Below are 14,044 nucleotides of genomic sequence, written 5' to 3'. Positions count from 1 at the left end.
ACATCACGATGCAGATTCCGCACATTACCCCGACCCAAGACGCCGAGCTGGCCGCGCGCCTGCAACACGCCATCGACAATAAAACCAAGCCGGTAGGCAGTCTCGGCCGATTGGAGACCTTGGCCAAACAACTGGGTATGATCCAGCAGCGCATCGAGATCGACATCGTCGATCCGGCCATCTTGGTGTTCGCCGGCGATCACGGCGTGGTCGCCGAGGGCATCTCCGCCTATCCGCAGGACGTTACTTGGCAGATGGTGGAAAATTTCCTGGCCAACGGCGCGGCGATCAACGTATTCGCACGCCAGACCGGCTGCGCACTGCACGTGGTCGACGCCGGGGTCAATCACGATTTCGGCGCGCGCGACGGTCTGATCGACCGTAAAGTGGCGCCGGGCACCGCCAATTTCGCCCAGGGGCCGGCGATGAGCACCGAACAATGCGAGCAGGCGCTGGCGCGCGGCATGGCGCTGGCGCGCGATGTGTCCGGCAATGTGGTCGGCTTTGGCGAGATGGGTATCGGCAACACCACCGCCGCCGCCGCACTGATGCATAAATTGACCGACGTGCCGGTATCCGAGTGCGTCGGCGCCGGCACCGGTCTGACACCGGACGGCATCGTCCACAAACAGAAAGTGATCGAGGCGGCGGTGGCGAAGCACGGCGCCCTGCCCGACCCGCAAAGCGTCCTGGCCACTTTCGGCGGTTTCGAAATCGCCATGATGGCCGGTGCCATGTTGCAATCCGCCGCCATGCGCAAATTGCTATTGATCGACGGCTTCATTACCACCAGCGCTTTGTTGGTGGCGGCGCGCATAGCGCCGGCGATCCTCGACTATTGCGTGTTCGCCCACGCATCGAACGAGAGCGGCCACGCCCGCATGTTGGCCGCGCTTAACGCCAAACCGCTGCTGCAGTTGGACCTGCGCCTAGGCGAAGGCACCGGTGCGGCACTGTCCTTGCCGATCGTTCAGGCTGCGGTGAGTTTCCTGCGCCAGATGGCCACTTTCGAGTCGGCCGCGGTCAGCCAGCAATGCATGTAAAACCATGCACGTTTGGTTGATCCGCCACCCGCGCCCCATGGTCGAGTCCGGCGTCTGTTACGGCCGGACCGACCTGGCGGTCGCCGACGCGATACTAGCGGAAGCCGCCGCCAGTATCATGACGGTGCTGCCGCCCGATGTCCCCGTGTTCAGCAGCCCGCTCGGACGCTGTGCGCGCTTGGCCGAGGCACTGGCGCCGGGCGCAGTACACTACGATGCCCGTTTGATGGAAATGGACTTCGGCTCATGGGAAATGCGCCGCTGGCAGGACATCGAGCGGCGCGAGGTCGATGCCTGGGTGCAGGATCTGACGCACTTCAGGCCCGGCCATGGCGAGAGCCTGACGCAAATGGCCGAGCGCGTCGCGGCCTTTCGCGACATGCTGTTGGACAGCCGGTTGGCACAGGCCGCGGTCATCTGCCACGCCGGCACCATCCGCCTGCTCGACGTTCTGAACCGGGGTTTGCCCGTCATCGCGGCGGCAACGGAAGCGCACCATATCGAGTATGGCGCGGTACTGCCGCTGTCACTGCGGCGCGACTGAGAGGAAATACATGAGTTGTGTATTGATCATGGGGGGCGCCCGTTCCGGAAAAAGCGCCAGGGCCGAACGCACGGCCATCGCCAGCGGCAAGGAAGTCATCTACGTCGCCACCTCGCAAGCCCACGACGAGGAAATGGCGGCGCGCATCGCGCACCATCGCCAGCAGCGCCCGGCGCACTGGCAGACGGTGGAAGAGCCGCTGGCATTGGCGGCCACCCTCGCCACGCTAAGCCGGCCGGACAATCTGATCTTGGTCGACTGCCTGACGCTATGGCTGTCGAACCTGCTGTTCGCCGACGGGCAAGTCTATCCGGAGATCGGCAACATCGAACTGCCGGCACGTTTTCACACCGAGCGCGCGGCGCTATTGGCCACCTTGCCGACCTTGCCGGGCGAGGTGCTGTTGGTCAGTAACGAGGTTGGCATGGGCATCGTTCCCTGGGGCGCCGTGTCGCGCACCTTCGCCGACGAAGCCGGCCGGCTCAATCAAGCAGTGGCGCAATGCTGCCAACGCGTGGAAATGCTGATCGCCGGCCTGCCGCTCACGCTGAAAGCATAACGCGCCGAGCGCGGGCGTCTTGCGCGATAATCGACAAAACCCACCGACCCATTCATTCAACCGTGGAGACCGTCATGCCCAAGCTTTGCCGCGCCATCCGGCGCCTGTCGATCGCACTCGCCCTGCTGGCACCGCTCGCCGCCAGCGCCGATTCCGACGCGCTATGGCGCATCGTGAGCCAGCAGTGCGTGCCGAATCAGCGCCAGCACGGCCAGCCGGTACCCTGCGCGGAAGTGGCGCTACGCCCTGACGAGGCGCACGGCTATGTGGTGTTCAAGGATCGCAACGGCCCGTTGCAGTATTTGTTGATGCCCACGGCCAAGATCACCGGCATCGAAAGCCCGCTATTGCTGACCGATAAGGTACCGGATTTCTTTGCCCTGGCCTGGCAAGCACGTGACTACATGGCGCGCAAATACGGCCGGCAGATCGATCGCAGCGACGTGGCACTCGCCATCAACTCAAGCCAGGGCCGTAGCCAAAACCAGCTTCACATCCATATTTCCTGTGTCGTTCCCGCACTCAAAAGCCAGCTCGCCGCCCAACAGGCCAAGATCGGCGAAAGCTGGCAGCCGCTACCCGGCGGGCTCAACGGCCATGCCTACTGGGCGCGGCGCCTCGCGCGCGCGAATCTGAACGGCACCGAGCTGTTCAAAGAAGTCGCCGACCAATTGCCGCAGGCGCGCGCCGCCATGGGCGATTACACGCTGGCGGTCGTGGGCGCGCGCTTTGCCGACGGACGCGAGGGTTTCTACCTGCTGGCGGATAAGGCGGATGTGGTTCATGGCGATTTCGCCTCGTCGGAAGGCGATGTGCAGGATCACGCTTGTACGGTATTGCATCAGCAGTGACTCAATGGCCCCATCAACCTTAGCCTGACCAACAAAACGGGGCGCATGTCGCCTCCGCCCCGCCTTCCCTGGCCAGCCAGCCAGTCGCCGTACACCGCGAACTTCCCCACCATGCAATCAGCATAGCCGCATCCCTTACCCAACCAAAAATAGCCCACATAGGCTTTCACTCAACGGATCTGCCGATGAAGCCATGGATCGCCCCTCTGTGTCTGGCCCTACTCAATGCGCCCGTACTGGCCGCCACGCCGCCCTCGCCGCCCAACGCTCGCTTCGACGGCATCTTGTCGCCGGCGCGACCGCTTAGCATCGACGAAACCCAGCGCCAGCCGCGCACGGCGTCGCAGGCCATCGACACGCCCACGTTCACCTATCTACGCTGTTATTACCGCCAGAGCCTCGACCCCAACCAGCCCGACACCAGCTACGTCTGGGGACGCGACCAGGTTTCGGGCGATTACTACCGGCTCCAGGGCGTATGGCGTTCGGGCGGCGCCCTACCCTGGCAATCGATGTTCTATAGCGAGGTGGCGCAGCCGACGCTGCAACGGATCTGCCGGCAAACGCTGGCTCTCGATGCCGGCGGTCGAGAGCCGGTCCTGGTCGCCGCCGCCAATAACGCGCTGTCGTACAACCATGCCATCTGGTCCCTGGCCAGTTTGACACCCGGCACCGGTATCGAGCGGATGGTGGCCTTCGGCGACAGCCTGTCGGATACGCAAAATATGTATGCGATCTCGCAATGGAAAGCACCGCAAAATCCGACCTGGTTCCTCGGCCGCTTCAGCAATGGCCCGGTCTGGGTGGAACGGCTGGCGACACTACTGGATCTGCCGCTATACAACTGGGCGATCGGCGGCGCGGCCGGCGATCGGGTACTGGTATTGCCTGGGGTGCGCCAGCAAGTGGCGTCATGGCGGGAATACGCGCGTGCCGACCCGGGCTATCGGCCAGAGCGCACGCTGTTTACGCTGTGGATCGGCGGAAACGACCTGATCAATTACGACCGTACGCCGGAGAAGGTCATTGAGGATGTGCATGCGACGCTGACGCAGCTGCTCGACCAAGGCGCACGTCATCTGGTGGTGCTCAATCTGCCCGATCTGGCGCGCACGCCACTGGTGCAGACGCGCGGCAACGGCGCCAAGCTGACCGCCCAGGTCGATACCTTCAACGCCCTGCTGGCGGCGTTGCTGGGGCAGCTAAGCAAGACTTACGGCGCCGGTGTCTCGCTGCAACTGTTCGATATGCATACGCTGTTCGACGACATCATCGCCCACCCGTCGCGCTATCAGGTCGACAATGTCAGCGACAGCTGCCTCGACACCTCGGCGGATCCCGACACCTCGCTACGCTATATGCAGCGGCACTCGCCGCAACCGGCTTGCGTCAACGCCGACCGCTATCTGTTCTGGGATCCTCTACATCCGAGTGCGCGCACGCATGCCCAACTGGCCGAATACGTTGCCGCCTTCTTGCGCAACTCGGCGTCGCTCACGCGGCGCTGAGGTCCGAACGCTTAGTCCGGCGCGACGTGACGCAGGATCGGATAGCGCGGCTCCCATACATGGGCGCGGATACACGCTTCGATCTGATCCAGCGTCATCGATTCGCCCAGCAGTCCTTCGTGGAAGGCCCGCAAGCCGACCGCCAGCGCCACGCTGTACGATACGCGGCGCAAGTCGCTCACCGGCGGCAGCAGGTTGCCGCGTGGATTGGCGCGTGCCGGCGAAATGGCGGCCAACGCCTTGGCGGCGGCCATGAACAGGCTGTCGGGGATGGTGCGAATCTTCAGCGCCACCGCCGCCAGACCGACGCCGGGGAAGATGTAGGAATTGTTGGTCTGATCGATCTTGTACGGCCGACCGTCGCGCTCGACCGGTTCGAACGGGCTACCGGTGCCGACGATCGCGCGCCCAGCCGTCCAGGCAAGCAGATCGGCCGGCCGCGCTTCGCTGTTGGCGGTGGGGTTCGACAACGGGAAGATGACCGGCTGCGCAACATGGCGGGCCATTTCGCGCACCGCCTCCTCCGTGAAAGCGCCACGTTGACCGGAAACGCCGATCAGCACGGTCGGCCGCGCGTGGCGCATGACGTCGAAGAGATCGATGCGGTCGGAGTTGCGTGGCGACCAGTCGGCAATGGCGCCGGCCGGCTGGACAAATCGTTGCTGGAACGATTCCAGGCCGACGGCGGACGGCATTCCCTCGACCAACAAACCCTGCCGGTCGACCAACCAGAAGCGCCGGTCGGCCTCGGCCGGGCTCAGGCCGGCCTCGACCAGAGCGCGATGGATCAACGCGGCGATACCGCAGCCGGCCGAGCCCGCCCCCACCACCGCGATACGCTGTTCGGTGAGCGCAACGCCGGTGACGTTGATGGCGGCCAGCAAGGTGCCGGTTGCCACGGCCGCCGTGCCCTGAATGTCGTCGTTGAAGGTGCACAAGTCATCGCGATAAGTGCCGAGCAACCGATTGGCGTTGTGCTTGGCGAAGTCCTCCCACTGCAGCAGCACATGCGGCCAGCGTTCGCGCACGGCGCTGACGAACTCTTCGATGAAAGCGTCGTATTCGGCACCGCGCACGCGCTGATGGCGCCAACCGACATAGAGCGGATCGGCCAGGCAATCGGGGTTGTCGGTGCCGACGTCCAGCATGATCGGTAGCGTGGTGCGCGGGTTCAACCCGCTACAGGCGACGTACAATGCCAACTTGCCGATCGGAATGCCCATGCCGCCGGCCCCCTGGTCGCCCAAGCCGAGAATGCGCTCGCCGTCGGTCACGACAATGGCTTCGACCGCATCGAAATGCGGGTGCGCCAAGATCTGGCGGATCAGATGCTTGTACGGATAACTGAGAAACAACCCGCGCGGCCGGCGATACAAGTGACTGAAACGCTGGCAGCCGGCACCCACGGTCGGGGTGTAGATCAGCGGCAGCATCTCCTCGATGTTTTGCGTCAACAGCGCATAGAACAGGGTCTCGTTACTGTCTTGCAGATCGCGCAACATGACATAGCGATCCAGATCGCTGCCCAAGGCACGCAAAGCCTCCAGCCGCCGCGCCACCTGCTCTTCCAAAGTTTGTATCGAGGGCGGCAGAAACCCGTGCAGATGCAGTTCGTCGCGCTCGGCCTCGGTAAAGGCGGTTCCCTTGTTGAGCAGCGGATTGGATAGGACTTCGAACTCGCGCAGTTCGGTTTCGATGCTCAAGGGTAGTGGGGCTGGCATGCTGTGTTCTTTCATCAAGGCGATATCCGTCTATTTTCGGACAAATGGGCGATCAGACCCCATGCGGATTTTGCATAAAGCAACAACACAAACTCATCACCAAGGTCTCTCGACGATCGATAGGCCTGAGCGTTAGCGGATGAACAGCCAGCAAGACAGGGCCGCGCCGACGGCGACGACGAAACCGCGCAGCCATTTCTCGGGTAACCGGTGCATCAGCCAGCTACCGAGTACGCCCCCCGCCACGCCGCCGATGCCGAGTGCCAATACGGCCAGCCAATCGATTTGCGGCGAGAAAGCGAAAATCGCCACCGCCGAGGCGTTCATGGTCATGGCCAAAGCATTCTTGGTGGCGGTGGCGGTACGCACCTGCTGTCCGGCCACGGTCAACGCGGCCAGCATCAGAATGCCGATACCGCCGCCGAAGTAACCGCCGTAGAGCGCGATGCCCCCCTGGATCGCCAATAGCGTGCCGTTCGACAGGTGCGACACACCGGCGGGCCGAGACTTGCGCAAGAAACTACCCCAGAAGAAAACCAGGGTGGCGAATAGCACCAACCAAGGCACCAGATGGGTGAAGACACTAACCGGCGTCGACAGCAACAAGCCGGCGCCAAGCACGCCGCCCGCCAGGCTCAGCAGAAACAGCTGACGGAAACGTAGCGCACCCACGCCTTCGACCAGCCGACGCCCGGCGATAGCCGAGGTAATCTGACTGGGGAACAACGCAATGGTGGACGTCATGTTGGCGGCCAAGGGATTGAGTCCGACAAGCAACAGAGCCGGAAAGGTAATGAAGGAGCCGCCGCCGGCCAATACGTTCTGCGTGCCGGCATAAAGGCCGGCCAGACCGATCAACGACAAGGCGGACAACGAGTGGAAAGTTGCGCTCATAACAATAATTGGTTAACAAAAAGAAATAATTTACGATAATTGATATATCATATGAAGCCATGCCTGATTCCCAGGCACCGAACGCGATATTTGACCTCACCATGATCCGTTTCCGACAGATTGAAGCTTTCCGCCACCTGATCATCACTGGCACCGGCACAGCCGCCGCCAAGCGCATGCAAATCACCCAGCCGGCGATCAGCCGCCTGATCTCCGACCTTGAGGAGGATCTGGGCTTCGCGCTGTTCCGTCGCGAGAAGGGGCGGCTAGAGCCTACCGTGGCAGGTTTGCGGTTCTATCGCGCGGTGGAAGAGAATTTCCTCGGCCTCGAGCGTTTGAAGCAAGTGGCCGATTCGATCCGCAGCGAAGCCTCGGAAAGCCTGAATATTACCTGCTTGCCGGTCTTATCGACCACCTTGCTGCCGCTGGTACTCAAGGTGTTCCGCCAAGCGCATCCGGACGTGGTGGTCAAGGTCGACCCCTGCAGCATGGGCGAACTCATGTCGCGGCTTCAGGACATGAAGACCGACGTCGCCCTGTCGCTGGAATTCGCCGAAATCGCCGGAATCGAAATCGAACCGATTTTCGCGACCAAGGTGATGTGCGCCATGCCGAGCGACCATCCGCTGACCGCCAAGTCGGTGATCACGCCGCAGGATCTGGAAGGCGAAAACGTCATCGGCTGGCTGCCCAAGGGTGCGCTGTCGTTCGGCGCCGAGCGCTCGATTATCGAGGGAGCCGGCATTCACCCGCATTACACGGTAGAAACCAACAATTCGCACACCCGCTATGCCATGGTGGCCAACGGTATCGGCATCTCGATCGTCGAGCCGTTCGCCTATGCGGTATGGCAAGCTCACGGCGTCACCATCCGGCCGTTCGAGCCCGCCCCCACTTACGGCTACGTATTGGCCTACCCGCGCGCCAGCCTGCGCTCCGAAATCACGCTGGATTTCCGCCAAGCCGTACTGGACGTGGTCAAGCGCTATAACTTCACCGCATCGCCACGCGAATAAGCCGCCACCGCTGCCGCACAGTTCTGTGCACAATGGAGAATGCCCGCGCATGAAGCAAGAGAGTCAGATCATCGCCACTTGGATCGACACGGACATCGGCACGCACCCGGATAACGCGGCACTATTGTCCGCACTGGAATCCGGCAAGGTGCTGCATATTCCGGCCATGCCCTTCGAACTCGACGACCAGGAGCGCGCGCTCCTGGATCCGATCCATGCCAGCAAGGGCCGCAAAAACATCAGCCTGCCGCCGGATGGCCCCACGCTGATCGGCGTCGACCCGGATAGCCCGGCGCACGCGCCGTTGCACTGCCTGGTGGCTCGATACGCCCGTTCGGCCCGCGACTGGATCGATAGCTTATTTCCGCAATACGGCGCACACCTGATCGCGGCACCGACCAGCCTGCGCCTGCACCGGGTCGAGACGCGCCACACTTCATGGCGCAAGGACGACAGCCGGCTACACGTCGATGCCTTTCCCTCGCGTCCGAATCACGGCGAGCGCATCCTGCGAGTGTTCATGAACATCAATCCGCACGGCGAACCCCGCGTCTGGCGCGTTGGCGAAACGTTCGAATCGGTGGCTCAACGCTTCCTACCCCGCCTGCCGCGGCAATGGCCCGGCCAGGCGTCGCTGCTGCACGCACTGGGCATCACCAAACGGTACCGCAGCCGCTACGACCACATCATGCTGTCCCTGCACGATGCGATGAAAGCCGACATCGCCTATCAGCAATCCTGCCCGCAGGAATCGATCGGTTTCGCGCCGGGCGCCGGCTGGATCTGTTTCTCCGACCAAACTTCGCACGCGGTGATGGCCGGCCAGTTCATGCTGGAACAGACCTTCTTCCTACAACCGCGCGACATGGCCGATCCACGGCAATCTCCGCTGGCAGTACTAGAAACGCTAACCGGCCGCCCATTGATCTAGGAAGTGGCGCTGGCTCACGCGAATGCACGCCACACCCGTGATAGCGTGCATTCGCCGTAGGCAATGCACGTTGCTTCCGACCCCACAATGCCGCATTCATAAACAGTGAACCGCACCTGAGTACAGCCGCGTCAAATTGACCCGCATGCCGACATTCGATTCCAATTTCGCCCACTTCGACCTTGGAATCGCTCACCATGACGACTGCCCCCCTCTTACCGCTTCACATCAAGCTCAACGCAAAACCGACAGATAAATCGACGGCCATCCTGCAAGTGGCCGACCTCATGGAGGCATGCAAGCTAACGGCGCCGGAGTACGGCGCCAGCCTGCTGCAGCGCGAAGCGGTGGCCAGTACCAGCCTCGGTCATGGCATCGCCATTCCACACGGCATGCCAGCGCATCGGCACCTCATCCGTCAAACCGGCGTGGTGATTTTGCAGATACCGGAGGGGTTGAAGTGGGGCGACGACACGGTTCATTTGGTGATCGGCATCGCTGCGGATACCGATGCGCACCTCTCGCTACTGCAGCGGCTCACCCGGCTTCTGCAGCCCCCTTCCCGGCTGTTATCGCTGTTCACCACCGACCGGCATGAGGCATTCTACGAACTATTGGGAATACAGGCGCCAGCGCACTCGCCTCCGTCGCCACAGGACGATTTGCCGCACCGCTTCGAGTGGCGTCTCGCCTACCCGGGGGGACTGCATGCCCGCCCGGCAAGCGAATGGGCCAAGACCGCGCACCGCTTCGATGCGGCCATCAGGGTGCGCCGCGGCAACGAAAGTGCCGACGGCCGGCAGATTTTCGAATTGCTTCGACTTGGCATCATGCAGGGAGAGTCGTTGGTGGTTTCCGCCGCCGGGCCCGAAGCCGAATCGGCCTTGCAAGCGATGCGCATCACCATGCTGGCGCTATGCGAACCGGAAAACCGCACCGCCGCGCCGATGCCGACCATCCCACCACTCGACGACCGGACTTCGCCAGATCGGATCGTCAGCGGCGCGCCAGCCAGCCCCGGCCAAGTCAGCGCGCCGACTTGGCGATTGCGCGCCAACCAGGTCGATGTCGCCGACCGGCCGGGTACGCTGCAGTCGGAAAGCTGCCGGCTGGAACTCGCACTCGGCGAAGCGCTGCGGTCGCTGACGGCGCAGATCGAACAAAGCGCATCTCGCCCAGACAACAACGCACAGGGGATATTGCAAGCGCAACGGCTCATGCTCGACGATCGTTCGCTGATCGCCGAATGCTGCCAGTTGCTGGCGCAAGGGCATGGCGCCGCCTGGTCGTGGCAGCAGACGATCGAAAATCGCGCTCGGCAACTGGACGCCTCGGAACGGCCGATGGTGCGCGCCCGGTCGGCGGATATACGCGATATCGGCCGCCGCGTGCTGGACGCACTGGGCGAATCGATGCAGACGGATTGGATCGCGGCACTGCCGGCGGATCGAATCGTGATTGCCGACGATCTACCGCCCTCGGAGATGGCTCGACTCCTCCCCGGCCAAGTTCTCGGACTGTGTCTGGCCGGTAGCGGCCCACAAGCGCACACGGCGATTCTGGCGCGTGCGCTCGGCCTGCCCTGCATGGTCGCGGCCGGAGCGACACTGTTGTCGGTGCCGGACGACACCCCGGCCATACTCGACGGCGCACGCGGAGAACTGACGCTGCACCCGTCGTCCGAGCGAACCAACCACCCCCGGTCGGTACCATCCGCCAGCGACAGCGCCGAGGTTTTGCCGGCCACGCTGTTTGCCAATGCGGATACGCCCGAACAGTGGCAGCGGGCACGGGAGCAAGGCGCATGCGGCGTCGGTTTGATGCGCAGCGAAAGCCTGTTTCTGAGGGCGCACGACTGGCTCGACGAAGAAGCTCAGTGCCAGGCGTTTCGCACCATGGCCAAGGCCTCGGTCGGGCACTCATTGGTCATCCGCCTGCTCGACATCGGCGGCGACAAGGCTTGGCCGACGTTGTCGCTGCCCGAGGAAGACAATCCCGCGCTTGGCATGCGCGGCGTGCGTCTGTTGCTCGCCAGGCCGGATCTGCTCGAACCGCACTTGCGCGCACTCTACCGCGCCGCCAGCCATGGCCCGGTTTCGATTTTGATCCCGATGATCACCTCGGTAGAGGAACTGCTCGCGCTGCGCGAGATCTGCGAAGCCGTCCGTTTGGATTTACAAGCGCCCCCGGTACCGATCGGCGCGATGATCGAAGTGCCCGCCGCCGCGCTCCTGGCGGATAGCCTGGCCAAGCACGCCGACTTCCTGTCGATCGGCACCAACGATCTGACGCAATACGCCCTTGCCATGGATCGGCAACACCCTCGCTTCGCCATGGATGCCGACGCCCGCCATCCGGCCGTACTACGCTTGATCGACCGAATCGCGCAAGCAGCGCAAGCACACGATTGCCCCCTTTCGGTTTGCGGCGCACTGGCGGGCCAGCCGGGCGGCGCCCAATTACTCTGCGGTTTGGGTATCCGTTCGCTCTCGATGGTCGCCGCCGAATTGCCGCCGGTGCGCGCCGCACTGCGGGCGGATAGCGTCGACACTTTGGTCGAGCGGGCCAAGCGGGCCCTGGCGGCCGACACGCTGGCCGCCGTGCGTTCGCTGACCGAGGAGACGGGCTGATGCAGCCGATCATTACTGTGATGCTCAACCCCGTGCTGGATCAGACCTTGTATCTCGACAGACTGCGCCCGGGTGCGGTGAACGAGGCGGACAACGGTCAGGTCTATCCTGGAGGCCAGGGCGTAAACATCGCCAGAGGCCTGGCCGACTGGGGAGTTCCGGTCATCGCCACCGGTGTACTCGGCACGGAGAATGCCGCGCCCTTTGCCGCACTATTCGCAGCCAAGGGTATTTCCAATCGCTTCGTGCTGCAGGAAGGCAGTTGTCGCAGCACCGTCAAGCTGGTCGATCGCACAAGCGGCCTCACCACCGAGGTCAACCAACCGGGCCAACCGATCCAGCCCGATGCCTATGCGGCCTGCCTGTGGCAAATCGACCGACTCTGCCAACCCGGTTCGCTGGTCGTGCTGACCGGCAGCCTACCGCCTGGACTGCCGGACGACACCTACGCTTGGCTGATCGCCAGACTTGCACTGCACGAGTCCCGTGTGGCGCTCGCTTGCGGCGGCCAGGCGTTGATGCAGGCAATAGGCGGCCTGCCTTTGCCGTTCTGCATCAACCCCAATCGACAGGAGCTTGCCCAGGCCGTGGGCCAAGCATTGCCCGAGGTTCGAGACGTGCTGCACGCCGCCTTGCACTGGCACCGCAACGGCGTAGCGCAAATCGTGGTTTCGCTAGCCCGCTCAGGCGCGCTATTCGTCGCAGAGGGCAAGGCTTGGCACGCCCAGGCACACGGCATGATCGGCGATGGCGACGCACTTTTGGCCGGCTGGCTCGCGGCGCAGCATCAGCGTCGCGATATCGAGGATGCGATGCGGCTGGCGCTGGCCTGCTCGACCGGCATGCTCGGCATCGTCGGCTCGCACTCGCCGGCCACGTCGACGGTACGCGATCTGGCGCGCGAGGTACGGCTGACCAGGCTACCGGCCTAGGCAGCCCACTCTCATCACTTCATCAAGGAGTCTGCCATGGCTCATGTTCTGGTTGTCATCCGTTGTCAGGCCCAGCCAGTCATATCGGAACTGGTGGCCGATGTGCTGCGCCGCGCTGCTCCCGACTTCGAGGCAAAGCTTTTGATCGCTCAATCGGCCACGCCCTCGGTGAACGAACTTGTCGACGCCGACGCCATCCTGGTGGTCGGCGCGGCACTCGACTTGCCGGCGGGCTCGCCCCCAACCCTGTGTCTCGCCCCCGAAACCATCCTGACCGACCCCTCACGGGCACTGGTTTCGGCCATGGCGCTGCTCGGCGACAAGGTGCGCGATATGGCGAACGGTCTGGCCGAACCGCTCGACACCGAGAACAATACCCGGAATGGTTCGGCCGATCTTGCCGATCCTTATCACCATTTACTGACTGGCGTGTCTTTCATGTTGCCCTTCGTGGTGGCCGGCGGCCTGATAGTCGCCTTGGCATTCTGTCTTGAGGGGCTGTCCGCGGGGGAAGCGAGCCATCGCGGCACGCTGGGCTGGTCACTGATCCAAATAGGCGGCAAGGGAGCGTTCGTGCTGATGGTGCCGGTACTGGCAGGCTATATCGCCTATTCGCTGGCCGGCCGGCCCGGCATCGCGCCGGGGATGGTGGGGGGCATGATCGCCGCCAATATGGCGGCAAGCTTCCTGGGCGGCATCGTGGCCGGTTTTATCGCGGGCTACGGCACGGCATGGCTCGCGCGCCGGCTGCATCTTCCGCGCCATTTGCAAGGGCTGATACCGATCGTTCTGCTACCGTTTCTCGGCACCTTGGCGACCGGCCTGATCATGGTCTACGTCATCGGCGCCCCCGTCGCCTTCATCATGGAAACGACGGCCCATTGGTTGACGGGTATGCAAAGCGCCAGCGCGCTGTTGCTGGGTTCGCTGATTGGCCTGATGACAGCGTTCGACCTGGGAGGGCCGATGAACAAGACCGCCTATGCGTTCGGCACCACGCTGATCGGCACCAATGTCTGCGGCCCGATTACCGCGGCGATGGCGGCAGGTATGACACCGCCGTTGGGCGTGTCACTGGCGACTTGGTGGTTCGGCGATCGCTTCAGCGAGGAAGAGCGTCATGCAGGCAAGGCGACGGCCATCCTCGGCATGGCCTTTATGACCGAAGGAGCCATCCCGTTCGCCGCACGCGATCCGCTGCGGGTGATGCCGGCGCTGATGGCAGGCTCCGCGCTGACCGGCGCGCTGACCATGGCAATGGCCAGCGCGCAGTGCGTACCGCACGGCGAGGTTTTCACCCTACCGTTCAAGCAACTCGTGTCCCAACCGCTGATGTTCGCCGCCAATGTCGCATTGGGCTGCATCCTGACCGCGCTGATGCTGCGCGCTCTGAAGCGCAAGGCCAGCTAGTCGCC

The 14,044-nt window shown here is 63.6% G+C and carries 12 protein-coding genes; 10 read left to right on the top strand and 2 right to left on the bottom strand.

Features of this window, described 5'->3' with window-relative positions:
• Positions 1 to 8: 8 nt before the first annotated feature.
• The 5 genes from cobT to DFP86_RS10335 all read left to right on the top strand — a co-directional run bounded on the left by cobT (position 9) and on the right by DFP86_RS10335 (position 4,505).
• Complete coding sequence (cobT, locus tag DFP86_RS10355) at positions 9 to 1,043, top strand: nicotinate-nucleotide--dimethylbenzimidazole phosphoribosyltransferase (protein ID WP_133680868.1); 1,035 nt, start codon at positions 9 to 11, stop codon at positions 1,041 to 1,043.
• 4 nt (positions 1,044 to 1,047) lie between these two features.
• Complete coding sequence (locus DFP86_RS10350; protein ID WP_133680866.1) at positions 1,048 to 1,587, top strand: histidine phosphatase family protein; 540 nt, start codon at positions 1,048 to 1,050, stop codon at positions 1,585 to 1,587.
• A gap of 10 nt (positions 1,588 to 1,597) precedes the next feature.
• A complete protein-coding gene (gene cobU, locus DFP86_RS10345; protein ID WP_133680864.1) occupies positions 1,598 to 2,146 on the top strand; it encodes a bifunctional adenosylcobinamide kinase/adenosylcobinamide-phosphate guanylyltransferase in 549 nt (182 codons plus the stop codon).
• 74 nt (positions 2,147 to 2,220) lie between these two features.
• Positions 2,221 to 2,997: a CDP-diacylglycerol diphosphatase gene (locus DFP86_RS10340; RefSeq protein WP_133680862.1), complete on the top strand. Its 777-nt coding sequence runs from the start codon at positions 2,221 to 2,223 to the stop codon at positions 2,995 to 2,997.
• Between the two features lie 185 nt (positions 2,998 to 3,182).
• Positions 3,183 to 4,505 (top strand): SGNH/GDSL hydrolase family protein, encoded by a 1,323-nt coding sequence (locus DFP86_RS10335; RefSeq protein ID WP_133680860.1) that lies wholly within the window; start codon positions 3,183 to 3,185, stop codon positions 4,503 to 4,505.
• 11 nt (positions 4,506 to 4,516) lie between these two features.
• Here the strand turns inward: DFP86_RS10335 and DFP86_RS10330 are convergent, their stop codons facing one another.
• Together DFP86_RS10330 and DFP86_RS10325 are read right to left on the bottom strand one after the other, a co-directional pair.
• Positions 4,517 to 6,226, bottom strand: a complete 1,710-nt coding sequence (locus DFP86_RS10330) for an NAD-dependent malic enzyme (RefSeq protein ID WP_133680858.1) — start codon at positions 6,224 to 6,226, stop codon at positions 4,517 to 4,519.
• Between the two features lie 132 nt (positions 6,227 to 6,358).
• Positions 6,359 to 7,120 (bottom strand): sulfite exporter TauE/SafE family protein, encoded by a 762-nt coding sequence (locus tag DFP86_RS10325; RefSeq protein WP_133680857.1) that lies wholly within the window; start codon positions 7,118 to 7,120, stop codon positions 6,359 to 6,361.
• Between the two features lie 101 nt (positions 7,121 to 7,221).
• Between DFP86_RS10325 and DFP86_RS10320 the strand changes: the two genes are divergently transcribed.
• The 5 genes from DFP86_RS10320 to DFP86_RS10300 all read left to right on the top strand — a co-directional run bounded on the left by DFP86_RS10320 (position 7,222) and on the right by DFP86_RS10300 (position 14,039).
• Positions 7,222 to 8,136, top strand: coding sequence for a LysR substrate-binding domain-containing protein (locus tag DFP86_RS10320; RefSeq protein WP_133680855.1), 915 nt, complete (start codon positions 7,222 to 7,224; stop codon positions 8,134 to 8,136).
• A gap of 49 nt (positions 8,137 to 8,185) precedes the next feature.
• On the top strand, positions 8,186 to 9,067 hold the full coding sequence (gene kdoO, locus DFP86_RS10315; protein WP_133680853.1) for a Kdo hydroxylase KdoO: 882 nt from the start codon (positions 8,186 to 8,188) through the stop codon (positions 9,065 to 9,067).
• Positions 9,068 to 9,264: 197 nt separating this feature from the next.
• Positions 9,265 to 11,697 carry a phosphoenolpyruvate--protein phosphotransferase gene (gene ptsP / locus DFP86_RS10310; RefSeq protein ID WP_133680851.1) on the top strand — a complete coding sequence of 811 codons (2,433 nt, stop codon included), beginning with the start codon at positions 9,265 to 9,267 and terminating at the stop codon, positions 11,695 to 11,697.
• Positions 11,697 to 12,629, top strand: coding sequence for a 1-phosphofructokinase family hexose kinase (locus DFP86_RS10305; protein ID WP_133680850.1), 933 nt, complete (start codon positions 11,697 to 11,699; stop codon positions 12,627 to 12,629). The genes ptsP and DFP86_RS10305 overlap by 1 nt, the downstream gene beginning before the upstream one ends.
• Positions 12,630 to 12,665: 36 nt before the next feature.
• Positions 12,666 to 14,039, top strand: a complete 1,374-nt coding sequence (locus DFP86_RS10300; protein ID WP_133680848.1) for a PTS fructose transporter subunit IIC — start codon at positions 12,666 to 12,668, stop codon at positions 14,037 to 14,039.
• The last annotated feature ends 5 nt before the right edge of the window (positions 14,040 to 14,044 follow it).

This window comes from Paludibacterium purpuratum (assembly GCF_004363805.1).
Classification (GTDB): domain Bacteria; phylum Pseudomonadota; class Gammaproteobacteria; order Burkholderiales; family Chromobacteriaceae; genus Paludibacterium; species Paludibacterium purpuratum.
The sequence above is the reverse complement of the archived record's forward strand: the minus strand, read 5'-3'. Positions and strand labels throughout refer to the sequence as shown.

Excerpts from the sequence above, each read along its gene's own strand:
- DFP86_RS10320 (WP_133680855.1), top strand. The coding sequence starts at position 7,222 with ATGATCCGTTTCCGACAGATTGAAGCTTTCCGCCACCTGATCATCACT.
- cobT (WP_133680868.1), top strand. The coding sequence starts at position 9 with ATGCAGATTCCGCACATTACCCCGACCCAAGACGCCGAGCTGGCCGCG.
- cobU (WP_133680864.1), top strand. The coding sequence starts at position 1,598 with ATGAGTTGTGTATTGATCATGGGGGGCGCCCGTTCCGGAAAAAGCGCC.
- DFP86_RS10350 (WP_133680866.1), top strand. The coding sequence starts at position 1,048 with ATGCACGTTTGGTTGATCCGCCACCCGCGCCCCATGGTCGAGTCCGGC.
- kdoO (WP_133680853.1), top strand. The coding sequence starts at position 8,186 with ATGAAGCAAGAGAGTCAGATCATCGCCACTTGGATCGACACGGACATC.
- DFP86_RS10335 (WP_133680860.1), top strand. The coding sequence starts at position 3,183 with ATGAAGCCATGGATCGCCCCTCTGTGTCTGGCCCTACTCAATGCGCCC.
- DFP86_RS10330 (WP_133680858.1), bottom strand. The coding sequence starts at position 6,226 with ATGCCAGCCCCACTACCCTTGAGCATCGAAACCGAACTGCGCGAGTTC.
- ptsP (WP_133680851.1), top strand. The coding sequence starts at position 9,265 with ATGACGACTGCCCCCCTCTTACCGCTTCACATCAAGCTCAACGCAAAA.
- DFP86_RS10305 (WP_133680850.1), top strand. The coding sequence starts at position 11,697 with ATGCAGCCGATCATTACTGTGATGCTCAACCCCGTGCTGGATCAGACC.
- DFP86_RS10325 (WP_133680857.1), bottom strand. The coding sequence starts at position 7,120 with ATGAGCGCAACTTTCCACTCGTTGTCCGCCTTGTCGTTGATCGGTCTG.
- DFP86_RS10300 (WP_133680848.1), top strand. The coding sequence starts at position 12,666 with ATGGCTCATGTTCTGGTTGTCATCCGTTGTCAGGCCCAGCCAGTCATA.
- DFP86_RS10340 (WP_133680862.1), top strand. The coding sequence starts at position 2,221 with ATGCCCAAGCTTTGCCGCGCCATCCGGCGCCTGTCGATCGCACTCGCC.